Below are 23,289 nucleotides of genomic sequence, written 5' to 3'. Positions count from 1 at the left end.
CAGGTTATACCCCACCTTTATCTTGTCGCTGGCATAGATATCCAGCCGGACGCTTTTGAAATCAGAGGTGAGCAGAATGCTGTGTTCCGCATGTACGGTTATATTGTTAATCGGATATCCTAAAAACAATTCTAATATCAGCCGGCATGTATCCGGATCTTCCAGTGCAGCAGAAAACAAAAATGCATCCTGTAAATTTAACTGTTCAAATTTCTTCCTTGCCATATGGTATCCTCCCGGAAAATATGACACGAAAGCAATCTGTCTGTGTGTATATTATAACGGATATAAAGCAAATTTACAATTACTTAAAGCGTTAAAATTATATAATTTTGCAAAATATAAATATATAAAATATAAAATTAAAATAAAAATAACGGTTCAGCAGGTCTGCGCCTTTTCTGTTCGGCCCATCCGTTCCCGATATTTTTAAAATGATTTGTTTTTTTCTGTCTTTCAATCGTTATATACTATAGATACCATACAGCAGAAAGGAAAATCCCATGTCCGAAAAGAAAATTCTGAAGAACATCCGAAGCGGCCGGCAGGATTCCTTGGAAATCCTCATAAAAGAATATTACCGGGATATCTATGCGTACTGTTACTGTCGCGTGGAGGACAGACAGACGGCTCAGGACTTGACCCAGGATGTCTTTCTGCGGTTTCTGCAGAATCTGGACAGCTATGAGCATACCGGGAAGCTGAAAAATTATCTCTATGTGACAGCCGGCAATCTGATAAAAGACCATTATAAAAAAAGAAAGGAAGTCCTTTTGGAGGAGGAAGATATGCAGCAGACTGCAGGCGGTTTTTCTTCCGGAACTGAGAATATCAGTGACAGGCTTACGCTGCAGGAAATCATCCGCGGACTTCCGGAACCGGAGAAAGAGCTGATACTTCTTCGCTATTATCAGAATCTGCGGCTGTCTGAGATCGCCGGGATTGTCTCTATGCCTGTATCCACAGTCCGTTACAGGCTGAAGCTGGCAGAAAAATATATTAAAACCAGGTGGGAGGAGTGATGACGTGAAGGACAGAAAACTGAGTAAGAAAATCAGGGAGATACCCATACCGGACTATGAGGAGGATGCCTTTTTGCGGACGCTCTCGGCTGCCAAAGAAGCAGACCTTCACCCGGAGAGGAAGCGCGTGACAAAAGCGGAATTTTTTGCAGGACAGGTTCACTTTATCAGTAAAAGAGTCTGGGCACTGAAACTGCTTCTCACAGGGCTTCTGCTTCTGGGAATCCTGGAGACAGAACTGCGGTTTGACAGCAGTGCCTGGCCGCTCATATCCGTGACAGCCCCCATATTATGTCTGGTAAATGTCAATGAACTGTGCCATATCTGCAGGCCCGGCATGCGGGAAATCCTGCAGACAGCCAGATATTCTTTGAGGGAACAGCTCCTGGTGCGCCTGCTGCTCTTCGGCGGTCTGGACGGGGCAGTGTGCCTGGCAGGCGCCGTTCTCGCAAGCGGTGTAACAGCGGGACTTTTTTTGCAGGCCATTTTATATTTTGCGGCGCCTTTCAGTGTTATGTGCGCAGGATGCATGGCAGTGCTGGGACGGTGCAGGGATGAAAATGCGCTTTGGTACTGCACGGCATGGGGAGGCTTCCTGGTTGTTGTAATAAATATGCTGCGGTCAACTTCCATTCCGGTTTATGAGACAGACCGGGTTTTTGCCTGGGGTATCACAGCAGCTCTGGGTATGGCGGTCACAATACGGGAAATCAACAGGCTTTTGAAATATATGGGAGGAAATTATCATGAAATTAACTATGGAACGGCTGACAAAACAGTTTAAAAATAAAATTGCAGTGGACAGGGTGAATATGGAGCTGGAGGAAGGCATATACGGCTTTCTGGGAGCCAACGGTGCGGGTAAGACAACACTTATGCAGATGCTGTGCGGCATTGTGACACCTACATCCGGGGAAGTCAGGCTGGATGGGCGCAATAATATAGAGATGGGGGAGGACTACCGGGATTTACTGGGGTACCTTCCCCAGGAATTTGGTTATTCCCCCAGTTTTACGGCCCAGGATTTTATGCTCTATATTGCAGCAGTGAAGGGACTTTTGCCGTCCTATGCAAAGAAAAGGACAAAAGAACTTCTGGAGCTGACCCATCTTTCCGGGGACGCGGACAGGAAAATCCGTACATTTTCCGGCGGTATGAAGCAGAGGCTTGGTATTGCGCAGGCCCTTCTCAATGATCCCAGGATACTGATCCTGGATGAGCCCACCGCGGGACTGGACCCTAAGGAAAGGGCATATTTCAGGAATATGATCTCCGGTCTTTCAAAGGACCGGATCGTTATTCTGTCTACGCATATCGTTTCGGACGTGGAATATATAGCGGATAAGATCCTGATTATGAAAAAAGGCAGATTTATCATGAACGGTACCGTGACGGAACTGACGGAGACCATCAGCGGAGAGGTATGGGAGTGCGAGACCACGGAGAGGGAACTGGAAAATCTGGACCGCAGTATCTGTGTGGTAAATTCTCATCACCAGGGGAAACAGATCCGCCTGCGCGCTGTCAGTCCGACAAAGCCAATGGAAGCAGCAGTGAGGGCAGAACCGAATCTGGAGGATCTGTACCTGAGTGTATTTTACGATGAGGTGGATGAGAGGAGGAGATGGTAGATGAAGCGTCTGGTGAGATATGAATGGAAAAAAATATGGGGAAGCAGACTGAACCAGCTTACCGTACTGGGCTGCTGCCTGTTCCTGCTGTTTTGCGTCTATTCTGTTATTGTGCAGACCTATGCAGTAGATGAAAAGGGAAACAGTGTTTCCGGAATGGAGGCAGTGAAGACCCTGAAAGAGCTGCCCACCGTGCAGGTTACCCAGGAAAATGTGGAGCAGTTTATGCAGAAGTATCTGGACTGCACGGAGAATCCCCAGACGAATTCCCGTAAGGAGGAGACCGATTTTCTGAATGAGGAGCTGTACGGGACACTTTACAGAAGAAACCGGGATTTTTTTTCTCTTCTGATGACAAATTATCAGGGCAGCAGCAGAGAATTGAACATGAAAGAAGTATTTCAGAGGAACATGGGAAAAGACTTCTATAAGAGCCGGAGTGAGCAGCTTGCCATAGAACTGGATGGCTTTGTAAAGACGGGCATGATAAAGGAAAACCAGAAAGATTACTGGCTGGAAAAGGATGCGGAGGTCAAAGATTTAAAGCTGGGTAACTTTCAATTCTGGAAAAGCATGATAAATTCCGCCGGCTGGATCATACTGATCATGCCGCTTATCTGTGTTGGAATCGCCCCGCTATTTGCAGGGGAATACCAGACCGGCGCAGATTCCCTGCTGCTTACCATGCGCTATGGGAAAAACAGGCTGGTAAGGGCAAAAATACTCTCCGCAGTTCTCTATGCAACGGCAGTATACTGGGGAATCGTACTGGCTTATGCAGGCATTTACCTGATGATATTCGGCCCTCAGGGAGGAAACTTGCCCATACAGGCGTATGACACTGCAAATCCAATCAGCTATTCCCTGACCATGTGGCAGGCTGTACTGCTGGTTGTGCTGCTGGGCTATGGGGCCGTGCTGTGCATGACTGCTGTTACTCTGCTGCTCTCTGCTGTTTTTAAGAACAGCTATGGTGTCATTATCACTGATTTTCTGCTGGTCCTGATACCAAGCTTTCTCTATGAAAGCGCAGGGGGATACCTCTGGAAGCATGTTCTGGCACTGCTGCCGTCTAAAATAACAGAATTTCGTTTTACAGATTATCTGGCATATAACGTACCCGGAAGGGTGATCGGTCTGCCGGCCATGCTGTTTGTGGTGGATGTGCTCTGTATTGCAGGATTTATCCTTGCATCGGGATATGCCTTTAAGCATCATCAGGTGAATAAATAGAAAAACCCCGGATTTTTTATGTGTATTTATAGAAAATTTAAAATTACATTCTATCCTGAATATAAGAAAAAGCCTGAAAACAAACAGATATCTGCAGGCGATTTTTCAATAGAAAGGATGGAAGCACATGAAAGAATATATTTTGAGAACAGAGAATCTGAGTAAATCATTCAAGGGGCACAAGGCGGTGAACAAAGTTTCCCTTGCCATAGAGGAGGGATGCATCTACGGCCTTCTCGGTCCAAACGGCGCAGGAAAATCCACGATGCTGAAAATGATCACAGGAATGCTGAGACCAACAGGAGGAAAAATTTATTTTGGAGATCATGAGTGGTGCAGAAAAGATTTAAACCAGATTGGCGCATTGATCGAAAATCCTCCTATTTATGAAAATCTCACAGCAGAGGAAAACCTGAGGGTACATATTCTGCAGCTGGGACTTCCGGACGAGAGGATTCGTCAGGTCCTGGATACGGTGGATTTGAAAAACACGGGAAAAAAGAAAGCCGGACAGTTTTCTTATGGAATGAAACAGCGTCTGGGGATTGCCGCAGCGCTCCTGGGAAATCCCAGGCTTCTGATTCTGGATGAACCCACCAACGGACTAGACCCCATCGGAATCCAGGAACTCAGAAACCTGATCCGGTGGTTCCCCGAGCAGGGAATAACGGTGATCCTCTCCAGCCATATCCTGAGTGAAGTGCAGCAGACTGCAGACCGCATCGGTATCATAGCAGGCGGCGTGCTGGGATATGAGGGGGATGTCGCCCGGGAAGAAGATCTGGAAGAGCTGTTTATGGATGTGGTGAGAAGGAACGGGAGGGATTAAGATGAAGCGGATGATTCAGGCAGAATTACTGAAAATGCGGCACTCCACAATGGGAAAAATGACCTGGCTGGTGCCGGTGGCTGCGGTAGTGCTGGGATACCTCATAAGCCAGGTGGGGCTTTATGCGCAGCAGTTTACCTATAACATATGGTATGGGACATTTTATCCCTGTCTGGTACCTCTTATATGTGCCATGAACATGCGCTGTGAAATCAGGCTCCACTACCAGACCATGCTGGCCTCCCCGGTGTTCGGTGCCGGGCAGTGGGCAGCGAAATGTGCGGCAGTGGCCCTGCGGCTGCTGTTTTCCCAGGTGATTTTCTGGGCACTGATGAGCTTGCTGGGAATAGTTTTTATTTCCTCTGTTCCGGCTGTCGCAGGCGGAGCGGGGATGCTGGTTGTGTGGGCGGTAAGTTTATGGCAGATTCCCCTTTATCTGATGTTGGCCGCTAAGCTGGGGATGATTCCCACTGTCATGCTGGGGCTTCTGGCTGCTTTTTTCAGCTTTTCCGTGGTGGAAAAAGGTTCCTTCTTCCTTTTTCCCTTCTCCATTGCAGACCGGCTGATGTGCCCGATACTGCAAATCCGTCCGAACGGGCTTCTGTTGGAACAGGGGGACACTCTTTTGAGTGCGTCTGTGTTCATTCCGGGGATGGGTATGGTAATCATTTTGCTGGCAGCAGCCGCATTTGGGAGCATAAAATGGTGGATGAGACGGGAGGCAGTGTGAAATGACGGAATTTTACAGGTTTATAAAAAGTAAGGGATACAGAATGCGGCACTCGCTCTTTTTCCCTGTCCATATCCTGATTCCGCTGGTGGGAATCTTTTTATATCTGGCATATATGGGGCTTCGGCAGGCAGGCGTCTGGGAGCATTTGACAACGTATGTGACACTTCTGGCAATGGCTTACCCTGCTATAGCCGGAATCGTAACGGCAATGCTCACGGACCGAGAGGCAAAAGCGGGAAAAATGCAGAACCTGCTGGCAGTACCCGGCCGCACAAAAGCCCTGGCGGCGGAACTGATGCTTTTATATCTGCCGGGTCTTCTTGCTGTGGGGATTGCGATGTTTGGTTTTGGAGCTGCACTTGTTTTAAAAGGGGAAAAAGGAGTGGGGTTAGGAGTTCTTTTCCTTTTGGTTTTGGTACTCTGGGCATCCAATCTGCCGGTCTATGTCATGCATCTGTTCTTAGGCCTTCGGTTTGGTGAAGGGGTGACGATTGGTGTAGGCGTAGCAGAATCTGTCATCTCCGCAGTGATGCTCACCGGCCTTGGAGACGGTGTCTGGTATGTGTGGTGGCCTTCTTACGGAATGCGGTTTTCCACCCTTCTGATTGCCCTGAGACAAGGGGCTGACCGGGGATTATGGGGCCAGATGCGCCTTGGGGGAATTTGCTATCTGACGGTATCTGTGTTATTCTTGGTCATATCATTTGTCTGGTTTCAGAGATTTGAAGGACGCAGGGAGGAGGCGTAAATATGGCATCCATTTTGGCTGTGGATGATGATATTCTGCTGCTTCAATTGATTCGGAAGATACTGGAGAGGGACGGACACCGTGTTACGGCTGTAAACGACCCTCTTGAGGTCAGAAAGCTTTCATTATCAGATTATTCTTTAATACTTCTGGACGTTATGATGCCCGGCATAGACGGCTTTTCGCTGTGCAGGGAAATCCGGGATCTGGCGGACTGCCCTATTGTTTTTCTGACTGCCAAAAGCGGGGAGGCGGATGTTCTTCTGGGGCTGGGCCTGGGCGGGGATGACTATCTGAAAAAACCTTTCGGGGCAGAGGAGATCCGCGCCAGGGTGAACGCGCACCTGAGAAGAGAGCAGAGAGAAAAAAAGAATGCTGTGGAAGTGTCCGGGTTCCGTTTTTATCTGGGAGCGAAACAGATGGAAAAGGATGGGCAGGTGCTGCCCTTTACAAAAGGGGAATATGCGATCTGCGAATACCTGGCACTGCATCACGGACAGACCTTGTCAAAGGAACAGATATATGAGGGTGTGTTTGGATACGACGCGGAGGGCGACAGCTCAGTCATTGCCATGCATGTGAAAAATATCAGGCAGAAGGCAGAAGATTTCGGAAAGATACCCATACAGACCGTATGGGGGATTGGATACACATGGAAAGAGAAAGAAGTTTAAAAGGGCTTTTTATCAAATATCTCATAAGCTGGCTGGCAGGCTCTGTTCTTCTGGCTGTCATTGGGTTTGTAATGATGTCACTGGCTATGCAGAGAGGTCTTATTTACCCGGCAAATCATGGGGATACGGAGTATGAGCAGGAGAAGGAAAATCTGAAAAACGCGGAGAAGATTCGGGCAGAGGATATTCCGCCGCTTATGGCGTATGCCCTTTTTACGGAAAATGGACAGTGGAAAGAGGGGACCATACCCCAAAAAGATGCTGAGAAAGCCTGGGAGGTAAGTCACAGGGGATACACAGGATTGGGCCGTGATTTTTATCGTGTGGTAGAGCGTGACGGCGAAGTCCTGGTGCTGCGCTATACTATGAAGGCCCAGTTTACGAATCCGAAACTGCGGAAATATCTGCCCGCAGCGGAGGAGATGATATATGGGATCATATTATTGGAAATTCTGGCGTATCTGATGTTCATGGCAGTGCGTTTCGGAAAAATGCTTGAGAATAAGATGAACGGAATCCAATACGCCATAGAAAAAATAGAGCAGGAAGATCTGGAATTTCAGGTACCAGACTGCGGAGTCCGGGAGATCGACCGTATTGGAGAGGCTCTGGACCGAATGAAAGATGCCCTGAAAAAGTCACTGAAAAGCCAGTGGAAAATGGAGAAGGCAAGACAGGAGCGGATATCAGCCCTTGCCCATGACTTGAAAACCCCCATCACGATCGTGAGAGGATATAACGAACTGCTTCTGGAGGGGAATCTCCAGGGGGATGACCGCACCTGTGTGGAGGCCATTGAGGTCAGCGTCCGCCAGATGCAGGATTATGTGGAGCAGCTTTTGGATATGACCAGGGGCGGAGATATGGAGATGCCCCAAAAAACGACCGTCCGGGCCGATGCCTTCCTGGAAGATATCAGGAAAAAGGCACAGGGTCTGACATCAGAAAAACAGGCAGTTCTTATATGGGAGGCGGCAGTGCCGGAGGGAACCATTCGGGCAGACAGACAGCGGCTTGAACGAGCACTGTTGAATATTCTCGCTAACAGCGCTGAATATGCCGGATGCGGAGGCAGGGTTTCCCTGCGCGCAGAGGTCTGTGAGGAGGGATTGCGTATTACAGTGGAGGACAGCGGGCCGGGTTTTACAAAAGAAGCGCTGCAGAAAGGGAAAGAAGAATTCTATACCGGCAGCAGCGCCAGAAGCGGGGGAAAGCATTCGGGGCTGGGGCTGTTCATTGCAGACAGAATTATAGGAGAGCATGGGGGAAGACTGGAGCTGGGAAATTCGGAAGCCCTTGGGGGAGGGTGTGTGTGCGTTTGGCTGCCGCTTTGACGATTGAATGATCGTAAAGGCGGCAGTCTTTTTCTATGGAAATAAAGGATGGTCTGCCGGTCAGCTTGGGATGGATAAGTGAAAATATTAATATCCCGCAGTATAAACTTAGTTTTTAAAATAGAATAAAAATTTTGTAAAAGTGACCAACTTTTCTCTTCCCATACGTTATTATTATTAAGAGTGATCATTCTGAAGCAAAAACAGAAGGGAGGACATGGGGTGGAAAACAAAAGAGAAAAGCAGTCAGACGCTGAACTTCTGGAATACATATTTACGAAATACAGAAACGGCATGTATGCCGTGGCCTTCTCTATCCTGCACGACCAATACCAGGCGGAGGACGCTGTGGGGGATGCCTGTGAAAAGTTCATACCATATTTGGGAAAATGCAGGGAAATGGAGGAACGGAAGATAAAGACCCTGCTGACAAGGTTTGTAAAAAATGCAGCCATAGACATATACAGGAAGAACAGACGGGAACAGGGCAATATATCTGTGGAGGAGCAGGAGTGGCTGACAGATGCGTACAGGCCCATAGAATCCTATATGAAAAGCCTGCAGTACAGGGAGCTGATACGGGAGATCAGGAAAATCCTGCCCGCACAGTATTGGGAAGTGGTGTGTATGAGGTATTTTGAAGGAATGCCCGTTCATGAAATAGCGCTGCGCCTGAATCTGAGTGAGGAAAACGTCTATTCCAGGCTGCGCCGCGCGAAGGAAAAGGTGAGAAAGGCATTGGGAGGTGAAATGGATGAAGGATGACCGGAAGAAAAAAACAGACCGGGATGACAGCGTGGAATCCGTATTATATCTGCTGGGACAGGCATGGGAGATGGAGCATATGGAAGAAAACAGTGGGGAGCACAAATTTTCCGATACATTTGAAGCACGACAGAGGGAATTGCTGGACAGAGTAAACAAGGGAAACTACACAGCAGGAAAGAATGGGGGGAGAAAACATATGGGTAAGAAAAAGCTGATCCTATTAGCTGCGGCAGTCGTAATGCTGGCAGGACTGGCTCTCACAGCCAGCGCATCTGATTTTTTCGGACTGAAAAGTATTCTGGTGGATGATGAGATACATCCTGTGGCGGAAAAAGAATATGTCTATGAAAATGCAGAGGGCGAAGAACAGACAGGCAAAGAAAAAGAAGCTGTAAATATGGCAGCCCATGCCCTTGCCGGAAGCGATGAATATAAAGCTGCGCAGGAGTGGAGCAGCTATTTCCTGGAAAACATGAATTCAGAAGAAGAATTACAGGCCATAGCGGAGGTCAGCAAAAACGGACTGCCGCAGGAACTGGAAAAATACAGTGCATACAATGCACTCAGTCAAAGAACAGCCGATAAGATTGATGAGATAACCGGAAAATATAATCTGAAGCTGTTAAGCGAGCCGGAGACGATAGAAGGATATGACGAGATTATAAGTAAAGTTGGCATCAATGACTTTTTGCTGGATAAAGAACATTTCATCTGGGATTATGCAAGAACATTTCCGGAAGGAAACTTTAACGGAGACATTATAGTGAAATTGGAAGAGGACCAGCCAGACTATCGGTATGTAGGGGGCATGTCTGTAAACAGAAACGGAGTATTTGGAGATCTTGTTCTGAATATGGGGGAATTGTCCGATTATGAGGAATGGGAGTATACCAACAGCAATGGGGATGATGTGGAGCTTATGATCAACAATATAACAAAACACAGTTATATTTTTTATAACGGAACACAAAATTTTGTGCTGGTCAATATGTCGGATGTCTGGGAGGAAAATGTTGATATGGACACAGAAGGAAATTATATCAACACCCTTACAAACGAACCCGCCGAAGGACCTGTATCCTTGTCAAAGGAACAGCTTCAAAGTCTGGCGGATATGATCAATTTTTCAGTATTCTAGTCTAACATATCAGGCAGTTTCAAGAGCCCTTCCGGTCATACCCGGGAGGGCTTAATTTCCGCTTATCCGGTAAAAAATAGACAGGTACACTTTCGTATGGTATAGTGTTATTATATGATCTTACACGGAAATCCGATTTACTTAATGGAGGGTATATGAAAAAGAAATATCTGTTGATCAGTGCAGCGCTCTGTCTGCTGGGACCGGTACTTTTAAAAGTAGATTCATACTTTCCCCACATACCGGAATATATGATGGCTCTTCTGACAGGACTCATGATCGGGGCAGCGGTATTGTTTTTCCTGAAAAGCGGCGGCGGGATACTTTCAAAAATTTTAGTGACAGTTTACACTGTGCTGTTTGCCGTCGTTACGATTCAGGGTGTGTACTGCAATCCGTACTGGAACACTTATATGAACACAGAGATGGAATACGTGGATATCCTGGGACAGACACTCAGTTACAGGGAAGCCGAAAAAGATATAGACTATCTTATGCATTATCTGAAAAAAGACCATCCCATGTTCATAGACGGGGTCCCGGAGGATGTGCAGCAGGCCTGTGAAAAGGCAGTGCAGGAACTGAAAGATGAGGAAACGATCACGGGAATCATGCTGTACCGGAAAGTACAGAATATCGTTTCCGTATTGGGTGACGCGCATACTTCAGGCGGCGTAACACAGAAAATGAGGCACTACCTGAAGGATATGCATCAAAAAGAGAAAGATGGATATCAGATAACTGCGGTAAACGGCATTGGGCTGAAGGAATTATTCAGAGAAAAAGAAGACTTGTACTGTTATGAAACAGAAAGCAGGGCATTAAGCCGTATGGCCACAGACCTTATCACGTTGGAAGGTCTGGAATTTCTGGATATAGATCCGGACCAAGTGCGTTATACCTTCCGGAATGATACAGGCGAAGAGAAGGAAGCGGTATACGGAATGGCAGATTTTATTCCATACGAGGAATACGAGGCGGCTGATGTTTCAGATCAGGACGCAGATGAAAAACCTTTTGTCTCCTACCGTATTGATGTCCCCGGAAGTCTTGCCATCCTCACCTTAAATGAATGTAAGAACAGCGAGGAATACAGAACATGCCTTCAGGAAATGTTTACGGAGGTAAAAGCTGAAAATATCCGAAATGTGGCGGTGGACTTAAGGGAAAACGGCGGCGGAAATTCCATGGTGGCAAATGAGTTCATACGCTATCTCGATGTTGACACATATAAGACAGGAACGCATAGCTGGAGACGGGGGCCGTTTACCGTCGGCGGAGGAGACGGTGTCTGCCAAAATGACATACACAGCGACCTGGTATTTGACGGAGAGGTATTTGTACTTACATCTGCGGATACGTTCAGCTCTGCCATGCTGTTTTCAGAATTTATAAAAGACAATCATCTGGGCAGGATCATAGGCCAGCCGCCCGGAAATGCTCCCTCCGGTTATGGGGAGATCGCCATTTTCCAGCTGCCGAATTCAAAACTCTATGTCCAGATCTCAACAAAGAAGTTCATGAGAGCGGAAGAGAAGACAGAAGATAAACTGGTGACCCCGGATATTCTGTGCGATGCTGACAAGGCATTGGAAACTCTCTATGGGGAAATAGGAGTTCCTTTCGGATGATGACACACAGTTGTCATGTTTCCTGTTGTAGAATACAGGTATCTTAACAGCAGAAAGGAAAAGAAAGATGATAGAGTCAAGATGCGGATTACTGTGTAAGGAATGCAGGTTTTATTTGAAACAGGAGTGCAGCGGATGCACTGCCATTGAAAACCCGTTTTGGGGTGCCTGTCCCGTCAAGGGATGTGCAGAGGGGAAAAAACTGGAGCACTGCGGCGTATGCGGGGAATTTTCCTGCGAACTGCTGAAGAGTTTTTCCTATGCAGAGGAGGAAGGAGACAACGGGCAGCGTATCGAACAGTGCAGAATATGGAGTAAAACATGAAAAATATAAGGAGTTATGAAGATTTTACGGAGGTTCTGCTGGAAGCCGGTTTTTCCATGGGCGGCGGCAGTTCAGAGGGGATTTATTCCATTATAAACTGGGAGTGGGACAAGGAACCGCCCTATGAGACGCCGGTCAGATGGCACACAGGAGACCGGGAGACAGATCCATGGGAGTGGCGCATGCGGGTCCTGGATGAGAGAGATGACATAGCCTATGCAAAGTGTTTTTTCAAAAAAAGCGGATATATCACGAGACAATGGTATCCCTGTTTTTTCGCCTGCCGCAGAGGAGGCATGGATTTTATGGATATGTATCTGGAAGGCAGAATCAGCAATGAGGCAAAACGCATTTATTCCTGCATAGAAGAACAAGGTGTGATGCCGCTGCATGAACTGAAGAAGTCAGCCGGGTTTGGAAAAGAAGACAAATCACGGTTTGACCGGGCGCTGGTGGATCTTCAGATGAATTTCTTCCTGACGATCTGCGGGAAGAGACACAAGCTCAGCGCAGAGGGAAAGCCCTACGGCTGGGATTCCACTGCCTTTTGCAGAACGGAGGACTTCTGGGACAGCGAGGTCTTAAAACTGGCGGCATCCGTTGATGTTAAAGAAGCGGAGGAGAGAATCAGGGAACAGGTTCTGAAACTGAACCCTCTAGCTGTGGATAAAAACATACATAAATTTATTTACGGCAGGGCAGGGAGAGTGCGCTAAGAAAGAGGCGAAAGGAGATATATAAAAGGACGGGCAGGCATATCCGCATATGCTGCCCGCCTTTTATTTTCCCCGGTCATTGACGTCAGGGTGATAATTATATAGCATTTTCCCCATAGCAGTGATAAAATGAAACTATATTAAAATTACGAATATTGGGAAAGAATCATTGAGGATTGGTAATGCTGGAAGATTGTAAATATAGAGAACTCCTGGAGGAGAACGGAAAGTTAAAGGAAAGTGTCATCCATCTCAGAGAATATGACCCGGTCACAAATCTGTACAACAGGGAAGCTTTCTGTGCGTCAGCCGAAAGGACTATACGGCAGACTCCTCAGACACGTTTTGAGATCATCTGTATAGACATTGAGCGGTTTAAACTGATAAATGAATTATACGGCAGAGAGCAGGGCGACCTGCTTTTAAAGTACGTGGCAGAACAGTTAAAATGCCTGGTCCGTGAGGAAACACATATTGCGGGGAATCTGAGGGATGATGTCTTTGCACTCTGTATTCCCGCATACGAGGAAAAGGTCACGGTGGAGCGGATACTTCGGATCTTCAGCGATAAGCCCCTGAACTCCCAGGCGGTTCCCGCGGTTGGCGTCTATCGGATGGACGCAGAGGAGCCGGAAGCGGGGAGTATGTGCGACAGGGCCCTGATGGCTTTGAATTCTATCAAAGGAAATGACCACCATGTGGCTGTGTACCGGGAGGGAATGCGGGAAAATCTGCTGAGAGAGCAGGAAATCACAAACAGCATGGCAGCGGGGATACAAAACAAGGAATTTAAAATCTATATGCAGCCAAAATGCAATATGGAGACCGGAAAAGTGGTGGGAGCAGAAGTTCTGGTGCGCTGGCAGCACCCGGAAAAAGGTCTGCTGCTGCCAGGTGAGTTTGTACCATTGTTTGAGAAAAACCATTTCATAGAAAAGCTGGACCTGTATGTCTGGGAGGAGACAGCAGCCTGGGTCCGCCGGTGGCTTGACCGGGGCAGAGCGTGTGTGCCGGTATCGGTCAATCTGTCGCGCATGGACATTTTTAATATGGATGTGTGTTCCGTGCTGACAGACTTGATGGAGCGGTATCAGATTCCCACAGGTTTGATCGAACTGGAAATCACGGAGAGCGTATACGCAGGTCAGTCGGAGCGGATCATAAAGGAGACGGAGCGGCTGAAAAAAAGCGGATTCACGATTTTAATGGACGATTTCGGAAATGGCTATTCTTCCCTGAATATGCTGAGCAGCACCAATATCGACATTTTGAAAATGGACATGCGTTTTATGGAAGGGGAGGGGCTAAAAAGTCTGGGAATCCTGGATGCCATCTTACATATGAGCAAGTGGCTGAATCTTCCGGTGATCGCCGAGGGCGTCAACAGGGAACAGCATGTGAAAACACTGCGCAGTGTGGGCTGTGTCTACGGACAGGGCTTTTACTATTACCGTCCCATGAACACGGAAGAATTTGAACATCTGCTTCTGACACCGGGCAAAGTGGATTTTGCCGACGGAGGCAGAAAGAAGGTGGGAAGCGGTCATTTTCTGGATTTGACTGACTTGTTCCACAAGGACACCCTGACAGACCGGCTTCTTGGCAATATCACAGGTGCTGTGGCTCAGTACAGCTATGACGGGACCAGGCTCTGCGTCCTGAGGGCCAACGGGGAGTATTACCGGCTGATGGATGAATACTGGATGAATAAGAGCGGCCATGTGGATGTGATGCGGGACATTCTGCCTGAGGACAGGGAGAAAATGACAGATGCGCTTTCCAGGGCAAAAGAGAGCAAAGAGAAGGAAGGCGCTGAGGTATTTGTGAGAAAGAGAAGAGGAAATACGGTTCTATGGCTCCGAATCCGCTTTTTCTGCCTGACTTCCCAATACGGAAACGATATCTTTTATGCGGCTCTCTCCGATGAGACAGTCCGTATGAACAGCATTGAGAGCCTCCGCATCAGTGAGGAACGTTTCCGTCTGGCTATGGAGGCCACCAACACGGTAATCTTTGAACTGGATACGGAGACGCGGACTGCATATTATTCGGAATATGCGCAGAAAGCCTTCGGCCTGGACGCCACGGTTGCCAATGCCCCGGAGGGATTTATTGAACAGGGCACCGTGTGTGAGGGATATGAGGAGACTTTTCGCGAAATATACCGCGCCATTTACCGGGGGGAGGACAAGGCATCCTGTGTGGTCAGGGCAAAAATGGGGGATGGAAGTACGGTACTCAACCGCATTACACTCACTGCGATCAGGGATAAGGAAGGCAGTACGGTGAAGGCGGTGGGAATGGTGGAAAACGTATCCTGCAGTGAGGTGGAAGATGAAGAAAAATAATACGGCACCCGGCTCTTTTAAGAGAATATACAGGGTAGATTTACAGGTTTTCCTTATGACTGCCATCATTGTGGTCATCTCATGCGGGCTTACCTTTGGAGTGAGCTACCGTCTCTCCTATAACGGCATGATACGGGCACTCAGTGTCAGGGCCAACAGTATCTATGAGTATGCGGACGGCAGACTGGATGTAGAGACATTTAAGAGGCTGAACAGCAGGGCTGACGGTACGTCTTATCTTTATCAGGAAGCCAAAAAGACGCTGGAAAATGTGAGAACAGCTACAGGTGTCAGATATCTCTATACAGCAAAGGAAAAGGAGGACGGTACCTTTATCTATCTGGTGGATGGGCTGCCGGTCACGAATAGAGATTTCCGCTGCATAGGGGATATGATTGAAAAAGAATGTATTCCGGATATGAAAAAGGCCATGGCGGGTCAGGTTGTACTTCCAAAAGATATTAACCATACAAGATGGGGAAATGTCTTCATCGCCTATTTTCCCATGCATGAAAAAGATGAAGTAGTAGGTGTGCTGGGAATAGAATTCGATGCCTCCGGACAGTATCATACCTTCAGTAATATGAAACTGGCGGCACCTGCCATCATCTGCATTTTCTGCATCATCGCAGCCATTATCGCTGTGGTTCTGTTCCGCAGAATTTCCAATCCTGCCTATAAGGACATGGCCAATACGGACCTGCTCACAGGCCTGAAAAACAGAAATGCCTTTGAGGTGGATATGCATAACCTGGAGACCATGAAGGTAAAAAGCGGTTTTGCCTTTGTCTCTGTGGATCTGGATGGATTAAAACATATAAATGATACCTTTGGCCATACAGCAGGGGATACATATATCCAGGCAGGCTGCAGAATACTCAGATCCTGTCTTCCGAAACGGGCCGCTCTGTACCGGACAGGAGGAGATGAATTTACAGTCATTCTCCACGAAGTCCCCCGTGAACGCATTTTGGAAATGATAGAAAAATCCTGCAGGAGAAGACGCGTGGAGGGTCTGCCCGCGGATGCGGAGATTCAGATGTCTGCAGGATATGCCTATTATGACGATAAGACAGATACCTCCCTGGAAGACACTTATAAAAGGGCGGACGCGCAGATGTATGTACAGAAAAAGGAAAAACACGGGGAGACGGAGCGGCAGATATGACAAAGATATTGATCGTGGAGGATGACCGGGAACTGCAGGAGGGGCTGGTATTTGCCCTGGAAGGAGAAGGGTACAGCACCAGGGCTGTCTCAGGAAAAGAGGAGGCAGTGCGCGCCGCGGCTTTGGACAATTATTCTCTTATGATTTTAGACTGTAATCTTCCTGACGGCACAGGGTATGAGGTGTGCAGGGAAGTGAGAAAATTTTCCGGCATGTCCATTCTTATGCTGACAGCCCGGGATACCGAACTGGATGAGGTGAAAGCCCTGCAGATGGGAGTGGATGATTATATGTCAAAGCCCTTTTCCCTGGCAGTTTTGAAAGCCAGAATGGGGAATCTGCTGAGAAGGGGAAAAGTGCAGGATATTTTGTGTTCCAATGGGATAACCCTTGACAGGATATCCTGCAGGGCATACCGGCAGGATAAGGAGATCCTATGCAGCTCAGTAGAATTCCGACTGCTGCAGTATTTTATGGAAAACAGGGGACAGGTTTTGTCAAAAGAACAGATTCTGGAGCGGCTGTGGGATAATCAGGGAAAATTCGTGGATGACAATACAGTGTCCGTGAATATCCGCAGACTCCGCATGAAAATTGAGGAGGACCCTTCCAGCCCTCGTTTGATCAGGACAGTGCACGGTCTGGGATATATTTGGAGGGAGGACTAATGACGGGAATACTAGCGGTATTTTGTGCGGTTATGGGAGGCCTTGCAGTCCTTTACAGAAAAAAGTACAAAAATCTGTATCAGACCATAGATACCATGCTGGAGGAGGTGCTGAGTGAAAGAAAAATCACACAGTCTGCCCTCCGGGAAGGGGAAAAGTCTGCGCTGGCAGGCAAGATGCTGCGGCTGCAGGAAAAACTGGATTTGGAAATCAGCCATGCCCAAATGGAGAAGGAGCAGGTGAAAAGTCTGATCTCCAATATGTCCCACCAATTGAAAACACCCCTTGCCAATGTGGTTATGTACGAAGAAATCCTGGAAGCAGGGGTTGAGGAGGCAGAAACACAAAGAGAATTTCAAAGGCGGCTGAAGGAGCAGACAAGGAAACTGGACTGGATTCTTCAGTCCCTTTTTAAAATGGTGAAGCTGGAACAGGGAGTGCTCTCTTTTGAGGCGGAGAATCTGGGCATCAAGGATACCATCCGAAATGCGGTCTCCGGCGTATACGAGAAGGCTGAGAAAAAGGGGATGGAGATTTGTACGGAATCCTTTGAGGACAGATACCTCTATCACAACCGCCCCTGGACAGCGGAGGCCATTGAGAATATTCTGGAAAATGCAGTGAAATATTCGCCTGAGAACAGTAAGATAAGAATTACCCTGGAAGGATTTGAAATGTATACAAGGATAGGGATACAGGACCAGGGGATGGGAATACCGAAAAAGGAGCAGAGCAGGATCTTCCACCGTTTTTACAGGGGGAAGAATGCGGAAAACTTTGAAGGATCCGGTATTGGGCTGTATCTGACACGCCTGATCCTGGAGATGGAGAAGGGATATATCACTGTGGAATCAGCGCCGGGAAAGGGAAGCACGTTTTTCCTTTACTTACAGAACTGTAAGAACTGAATGTCTTTTTGTAGCATTTCCGTAAGAGGCGGGAGTTATGATAATGCCAATAAGACATAACAGGGAGGACAGGGACAATGAAGATATTGGAACTAAAGCATGTATCCAAAGTTTACGGCGCAGGGGAAAATGCAGTGGAGGCACTGAGAGATGTGAGCCTGACAGTGGAAGCGGGAGAGTTTACTGCCCTTGTGGGAACTTCAGGGTCGGGGAAAACCACGCTTCTGAACATGATAGGAGGCCTTGATGTTCCTACAGAAGGGGAGGTCATTATCAGAAACCACAACATTGCCAGTCTGAAACGCAGAGAGCTGACTATTTTCAGACGGCGCAATCTGGGATTTGTTTTCCAGAACTACAGCCTGATGCCCGTACTTAATGTATATGACAATGTGGCGCTTCCGGTGAGCTTTGATAAGGGGAAGCATATAGATCATGACTATATCAAAAGACTGCTTCAGGATCTGGGGCTGTGGGATAAGCGGAGAAAATACCCGGAAGAACTCTCCGGGGGCCAGCAGCAGAGAACAGCAATAGCAAGGGCGCTGGCAAACAAACCGGCTGTGATCCTGGCGGATGAACCCACAGGCAACCTGGATTCCAGAACAACAGCAGACGTCATGGGAGTCCTGCGGGAGAGCAGCCGGAAATATAACCAGACCATATTGATGGTCACGCACAACGAAATTCTGGCCCAGTCCTGCCAGCGCCTCATACATATGGAGGACGGACAGATTGTGGGGGAAGAATTTGAGGAAACGCCGGCAGGGAGATGGGATGGTGAGACCGTATGAGGAATATTATCAGGCTGTCCCTGCATTATATCCGTCATTATAAAAAGCAGGCTGTGACTATTTTATTCAGCATCATACTGTCCATGGCGCTTGTTACTGGCATCAGCTCTTTATTGTACAGCAAAGAGCAGAGCAGCCTGGAAAAGGCCAGGGAACAGTATGGGAGCTGGCATTTCCTTCTGCCCATGACCCCGGAAGCAGAACCGCTTGTCAAAAATCCCCGCGGCAGGGGATATGAGGTGGAGAAAAGCGGCATGGCAGTGGTCAAAGATATGATCTCTGACCCTTATGCCATCCGATTTGTTTATGCGGACACAGGGTATCTGGAACTCCGAAATCGGACCGTGGAGGAGGGGAATTATCCGGAATCTTCTGATGAGATTGCCATGAGCCGGTATGCGCTCAATAATATAAGGGCAGAAGTGCATATAGGGGAATCAATCCATTTGGGAGGAAGAGAATATACACTGAGCGGCATTTTAACAGAGCAGTGGGCATCAGAACAGGATGGAAACGCCATAGAGGCTTTCGTGTGCAGAGATTTTCCGTCTGAATCATCAGAGGAATATTTGTATTTGGAATTTGATGAAAACAGGGATGTGGTCTCACAGATGAAAGCATGTATGAAAGCGTATCATCTGAAGGAGGCACAGATTAAAAACAACAGTGAGGTGGTCCGATATCTGACGAATGGTGATATCAGGGTGATACCACACATTATCAGAACAGGTCTTCTGCTCCCGGAAGGGAAATTCACTTATATTCTGGCGAATTTATATCAGGAGTTTCATTTGGAGATTCACGGGACTATCTTCCTTCTGGGTATATTCAGTATTTTCATTATCTACAGTATTTTTAATGTGTCTGTGACAAAGCGGATCTCCCAGTACGGCATATTAAGGACACTGGGAATTGGAGACGGGGGTATTGCAGGCCTTGTGGTCACAGAGCTTTGGAGTTTATTTTTCATTGGGTATCCTCTGGGATGTCTGCTGGGAAATGGAGCGGCGTGGTTTCTATACGGAAAATACGGGCGGCTGTTCACAGAAGCGGATGCCGCTGTGGGCGGCTTTGTGATCCACTGGAAGGCTATTGCGGATATTGCGGTTTATGTGCTGGTTTTGATGGTGTTTTCTGCTTTTTTGATACTACGGCGGATCAGGAAACTGACCATTATCCAGATGATGAAAAAAGAGAGCAGGAAAAGAAAAAAGCGTTCTGTGATATACAGTCTGCACACATCCGGCCTTACAGGAGTTCTGACTAAGAAATTTATGTTTTCCAGAAAAGGGGCGTTTGCCGGGATACTGGTCTCGCTTTCCCTTGGAGGAATCATCTTCCTTGGGACAACATATGTTGTGCGGAATACGAAAATAAACAATGAGCTGACTATGAAATCAGATGACGGCCTGGCATCGGATTATCGGATTTATGAGGAATCGTCCAGACTTGATGATGTGATTCCTGAATCTGCGGCCGCTTTAATAAAAGAAATAGGCGGGCTGTCAAATGTCTTTCCGGTCAGCTACATGCTGGGGGAAATTCCGCTTGAGGAAGACCGGCTTAAATGGAAAACTATTTATGCGGAACTGGACTATGAAGATGAGAGTCACAGACCTGACCCTGTTGTCATAGAGCGTTATAACGGGGAGGCAGACGGCAGTTACAAAATAAAAACCAATGTTTACGGCTATGACGATGGGATGCTCTCAGGGCTGAACGAGTACATATTGGACGGCGCCATTTCGCCAAAAGAGATGAAAGAGAAAAATACCGTGGCTGTGCAGATGCTCATGGACGGACAGGGAAACTACAATGGGATGGATCTCCATGTGGGCGGCACAGTCCGGGTGAAGGTGCCTGTCTCCCAGGATGTTCCGGATGAAGTGCTGAGATTTCAGGAGGGCGAGGAATGGTATCAGGAGAAAGAATTTACGATTTCTGCGCTGGTCAGCCGTTCCATGGGAAAAAACCAATATTTCATCGGAGACAGTGATGGGGCAAATCTGGGGATCATCATGAGTAATGAGCAGATGCAGCAAAATTTTGGAGTACAGGGTTATACCAGTATCAGTGCGGATAAGAAAGAAGGGGCAGACGGGGAAGCGGTGAAAAAAGAGATTCTCCGATGTACATCCGGCATACCCAGATGCCTTCTGCAGGATTATACCACGGCAATTGACAGACAGAATCGATTCCTGGAGCAGAAAATGGTTTTCTTTTACGGCATTGCAGTCATACTTCTGCTTATCAGCCTGTTTCACATCATGAACAGTATCAGCTATCTGGTTATATCACGAAGACGTGAATTTGGAATCCTGAGGGCCATGGGGATAACGGACAGCGGATTTATGAAAATGATGGTCAGGGAAGGGGTTCGCTACGGCATCTATGCCAATCTTTTTATGCTTCTTATGTATGTGGCTGTGAGAAAAATACTGCTGTATTTTATGGTCCATATCAATCTGTTTCTCAGTCCTCACGAAGAGGTTCCGTTTTCTGTTCTGGCAGTTGTCCTGGCAGTCAATTTACTGGTGAGCCTGACAGCAGTGATCCTGCCGGCGAGAACCATCGTGCTTGGAAATGTGATTGAGGAAATCGGAGAACAGTAAAAACCTATCAACTGTGAGGGAGAAACGGGAGCTGCTGCAAAGACAGAGAAATAATCTGTCGGAGCAGCAGCTCCGTTCTTATTTTGACGGTTTTGACCATAATATGCGTAGGTATCTATTGCATGCTTATACAAAGGATGGTACAATTTAATCAGTACCCAATATGAACAGGGGTATTTTAGAATCAGCCTTCTGATTGCAGAAAATCGAATCATGCCATGCAGAATGGAAGGCACGTGACGGGATTGGTTAAGACAGCGGTAAAATTATCGCTGCAGGAGGGGATTATGTCAGCAAATATACGTAATATGAAACTAAAGTCCAGGATGTCGTTGTCCTATGTGATGATAATAGGAATCTGTATGATCGCCAGTATCGCCGCGTTATTTATGCTGAATAAAATCGGTGACAACCTGTCCTCCTTTTATACGAACAATTATACGGTCACAGTCAATGTGTGGCGTGCTAAAAGGGAAATGCAGGCCGCGCGCGCAGATATTCTGCACGCCATATTAGAACCGGATGCCGATGAGACGAGGGAGTCCTTGGAAGAGGCGAAGGACAGCCTTGCAAATATGCGCGCAGCGTTCCCTGTGATACGTGAATCCTTTAAGGGAGATATTGCATTGGTTGACCAGGTGGATTCCCTTTTGCAGCGGGCAATTGTATACCGGGACCAGGTGTTTGAGCTGATAGAGGCCGGGAAACAGGATGATGCCTATCAGGTCATGAAATCTGATTATATCTCGCTTTTGGACCAGATGGCAGATGCCCTGCAGAAAATAGCAGATACCGCGGGACAGAACGCGCAGCTTATGGTGGAAGAAGGAAAAGAGGCACAGAAATCTGCGGCGCTTGTTATTCTTGCAATTATGGCATTGAGTATTGTGTCTGCAATATGGTTAGGTGTTTATATTTCTAACGGTATCCGCAGACCGGTAAATGAGATTCAGGATGCAGCGCAGAAGCTGGCAAAGGGCGAGCTGGACAATGCGTCGGTAGCCTATACATCGAAAGATGAATTGGGTAAGATGTCAGACAGCATCCGCGATCTGATCGATTATCAGAAGACGATCATTGAAGACATCAGCCGTATACTAGGTTCCATGGCAGAGGGAGACTTCAGGGTCAAATCAGCTGTAAAAGAATATTACCGGGGCCAGTATTACCGTGTCCTGACATCCATGAGAGGACTTCGCGACAAACTCAGCAGCATCCTTCTGCAGATCAGCCAGTCAGCACAACTGGTTGCGGACGGCAGTGAACAGATCTCTTCAAGGGCCCAGGCACTTGCATTGGGAGCGTCAGAGCAGGCAAGTTCGGTGGAAGAATTGGCAACGGCTGTAAATAACATATCGAAACATGTAAAAGCTACAGAGGAAAACGCAGTGGATGCACGTGCGCAGACGAATCAGGCCGGCACACGGGTCACCATGAGCAACCGGCAGATGCAGGAAATGATCGAGGCAATGAAGGGAATCAGCGAAAAGTCCAATCAGATCGGTGAGATCATAAAGACCATAGAGGATATTGCGTTTCAGACGAATATCTTGGCTTTGAATGCTTCTGTAGAAGCTGCAAGAGCAGGGGAAGCCGGAGTGGGATTTGGTGTGGTCGCAAAAGAGATACGCAGTCTGGCTGACAGAACATCTGTATCCTCTAAAAATACGTCTGCATTGATTCAGGAAACGATGGAGGCTGTTGAAAAAGGGGATAAAGCTGCCCACGCAACGGCAGATTCCCTGTCCGATGTAGCAGAAATGACAAAGCAGGTGGTCATGGCCGTGGATAAGATAGCCTCCGCGTCCGAATATCAAAGTGATTCCATCTCACAGATCACAGCCGAGGTGGACCAGATATCTGATGTGGTCCAGAACAATTCCGCAACATCAGAGGAACTGGCGGCCGCCAGTGAAGAATTATCCACGCAGGCGCAGGTACTGGAAAGTCTCATCAGCCAGTTTCAATTACACGAATAGGCACTGCAGACAGGTAAATATTATTTGGGA

Annotated in this window: 21 protein-coding genes and 1 pseudogene; 21 read left to right on the top strand and 1 reads right to left on the bottom strand. The window is 47.6% G+C overall.

Going from position 1 to position 23,289, the window contains the following annotated elements; all coding sequences use genetic code 11:
• A pseudogene (locus V8Q34_RS24965) lies at window positions 1-225 on the bottom strand (Rpn family recombination-promoting nuclease/putative transposase); the annotation flags it as partial.
• Between the two features lie 278 nt (window positions 226-503).
• Between V8Q34_RS24965 and V8Q34_RS24960 the strand changes: the two are divergent.
• The 21 genes from V8Q34_RS24960 (at window position 504) to V8Q34_RS24860 (ending at window position 23,259) form a co-directional block, all read left to right on the top strand.
• Window positions 504-1,022, top strand: coding sequence for an RNA polymerase sigma factor (locus V8Q34_RS24960; RefSeq protein WP_033143606.1), 519 nt, complete (start codon window positions 504-506; stop codon window positions 1,020-1,022).
• 4 nt (window positions 1,023-1,026) lie between these two features.
• Window positions 1,027-1,806, top strand: coding sequence for a hypothetical protein (locus tag V8Q34_RS24955; RefSeq protein ID WP_033143605.1), 780 nt, complete (start codon window positions 1,027-1,029; stop codon window positions 1,804-1,806).
• A complete protein-coding gene (locus tag V8Q34_RS24950) occupies window positions 1,769-2,653 on the top strand; it encodes an ABC transporter ATP-binding protein (RefSeq protein WP_227210277.1) in 885 nt (294 codons plus the stop codon). The genes V8Q34_RS24955 and V8Q34_RS24950 overlap by 38 nt, the downstream gene beginning before the upstream one ends.
• Complete coding sequence (locus V8Q34_RS24945) at window positions 2,654-3,886, top strand: ABC transporter permease (protein ID WP_335836529.1); 1,233 nt, start codon at window positions 2,654-2,656, stop codon at window positions 3,884-3,886.
• 127 nt (window positions 3,887-4,013) lie between these two features.
• Entirely contained in the window at window positions 4,014-4,715 is a 702-nt protein-coding gene (locus V8Q34_RS24940; protein WP_335836528.1) for a lantibiotic protection ABC transporter ATP-binding protein, read from the top strand.
• Window position 4,716: 1 nt separating this feature from the next.
• Window positions 4,717-5,445, top strand: a complete 729-nt coding sequence (locus V8Q34_RS24935) for a lantibiotic immunity ABC transporter MutE/EpiE family permease subunit (protein ID WP_244806019.1) — start codon at window positions 4,717-4,719, stop codon at window positions 5,443-5,445.
• A 1-nt stretch (window position 5,446) separates the two neighbouring features.
• Window positions 5,447-6,196 (top strand): lantibiotic immunity ABC transporter MutG family permease subunit, encoded by a 750-nt coding sequence (locus V8Q34_RS24930; protein WP_335836527.1) that lies wholly within the window; start codon window positions 5,447-5,449, stop codon window positions 6,194-6,196.
• Window positions 6,197-6,198: 2 nt separating this feature from the next.
• Entirely contained in the window at window positions 6,199-6,870 is a 672-nt protein-coding gene (locus V8Q34_RS24925; RefSeq protein WP_335836526.1) for a response regulator transcription factor, read from the top strand.
• Window positions 6,849-8,204 carry a sensor histidine kinase gene (locus V8Q34_RS24920; RefSeq protein WP_335836525.1) on the top strand — a complete coding sequence of 452 codons (1,356 nt, stop codon included), beginning with the start codon at window positions 6,849-6,851 and terminating at the stop codon, window positions 8,202-8,204. Before V8Q34_RS24925 ends, V8Q34_RS24920 begins: the two co-directional genes overlap by 22 nt.
• A 222-nt stretch (window positions 8,205-8,426) precedes the next feature.
• Complete coding sequence (locus V8Q34_RS24915; protein ID WP_335836524.1) at window positions 8,427-8,969, top strand: RNA polymerase sigma factor; 543 nt, start codon at window positions 8,427-8,429, stop codon at window positions 8,967-8,969.
• Window positions 8,959-10,110 carry a hypothetical protein gene (locus V8Q34_RS24910; protein ID WP_033143596.1) on the top strand — a complete coding sequence of 384 codons (1,152 nt, stop codon included), beginning with the start codon at window positions 8,959-8,961 and terminating at the stop codon, window positions 10,108-10,110. The genes V8Q34_RS24915 and V8Q34_RS24910 overlap by 11 nt, the downstream gene beginning before the upstream one ends.
• Before the next feature lie 155 nt (window positions 10,111-10,265).
• Complete coding sequence (locus tag V8Q34_RS24905) at window positions 10,266-11,741, top strand: S41 family peptidase (protein WP_335836523.1); 1,476 nt, start codon at window positions 10,266-10,268, stop codon at window positions 11,739-11,741.
• 67 nt (window positions 11,742-11,808) lie between these two features.
• Window positions 11,809-12,066, top strand: a complete 258-nt coding sequence (locus tag V8Q34_RS24900; protein ID WP_335836522.1) for a DUF3795 domain-containing protein — start codon at window positions 11,809-11,811, stop codon at window positions 12,064-12,066.
• Entirely contained in the window at window positions 12,063-12,782 is a 720-nt protein-coding gene (locus tag V8Q34_RS24895) for an AlkZ-related protein (protein WP_335836521.1), read from the top strand. The genes V8Q34_RS24900 and V8Q34_RS24895 overlap by 4 nt, the downstream gene beginning before the upstream one ends.
• A 182-nt stretch (window positions 12,783-12,964) precedes the next feature.
• The gene (locus tag V8Q34_RS24890; RefSeq protein ID WP_335836520.1) at window positions 12,965-15,130 is read left to right on the top strand and encodes an EAL domain-containing protein; all 2,166 of its coding nucleotides are present in this window, start codon (window positions 12,965-12,967) and stop codon (window positions 15,128-15,130) included.
• A complete protein-coding gene (locus tag V8Q34_RS24885; RefSeq protein ID WP_335836519.1) occupies window positions 15,117-16,298 on the top strand; it encodes a GGDEF domain-containing protein in 1,182 nt (393 codons plus the stop codon). The genes V8Q34_RS24890 and V8Q34_RS24885 overlap by 14 nt, the downstream gene beginning before the upstream one ends.
• Window positions 16,295-16,966: a response regulator transcription factor gene (locus V8Q34_RS24880; RefSeq protein ID WP_335836517.1), complete on the top strand. Its 672-nt coding sequence runs from the start codon at window positions 16,295-16,297 to the stop codon at window positions 16,964-16,966. The genes V8Q34_RS24885 and V8Q34_RS24880 overlap by 4 nt, the downstream gene beginning before the upstream one ends.
• Window positions 16,966-17,874, top strand: coding sequence for a sensor histidine kinase (locus V8Q34_RS24875; protein ID WP_103731031.1), 909 nt, complete (start codon window positions 16,966-16,968; stop codon window positions 17,872-17,874). The genes V8Q34_RS24880 and V8Q34_RS24875 overlap by 1 nt, the downstream gene beginning before the upstream one ends.
• 77 nt (window positions 17,875-17,951) lie before the next feature.
• Window positions 17,952-18,668, top strand: a complete 717-nt coding sequence (locus V8Q34_RS24870) for an ABC transporter ATP-binding protein (RefSeq protein ID WP_227210287.1) — start codon at window positions 17,952-17,954, stop codon at window positions 18,666-18,668.
• Window positions 18,665-21,280 carry an ABC transporter permease gene (locus tag V8Q34_RS24865; protein WP_335836516.1) on the top strand — a complete coding sequence of 872 codons (2,616 nt, stop codon included), beginning with the start codon at window positions 18,665-18,667 and terminating at the stop codon, window positions 21,278-21,280. Before V8Q34_RS24870 ends, V8Q34_RS24865 begins: the two co-directional genes overlap by 4 nt.
• Window positions 21,281-21,567: 287 nt before the next feature.
• Entirely contained in the window at window positions 21,568-23,259 is a 1,692-nt protein-coding gene (locus V8Q34_RS24860; protein WP_227210289.1) for a methyl-accepting chemotaxis protein, read from the top strand.
• The last annotated feature ends 30 nt before the right edge of the window (window positions 23,260-23,289 follow it).

The organism is Blautia sp. JLR.GB0024, from assembly GCF_037000545.1.
Taxonomy (GTDB): domain Bacteria; phylum Bacillota; class Clostridia; order Lachnospirales; family Lachnospiraceae; genus Blautia; species Blautia celeris.
Note: the sequence above shows the minus strand (reverse complement) of the source record. Positions and strands in the feature narration are given on the sequence as shown.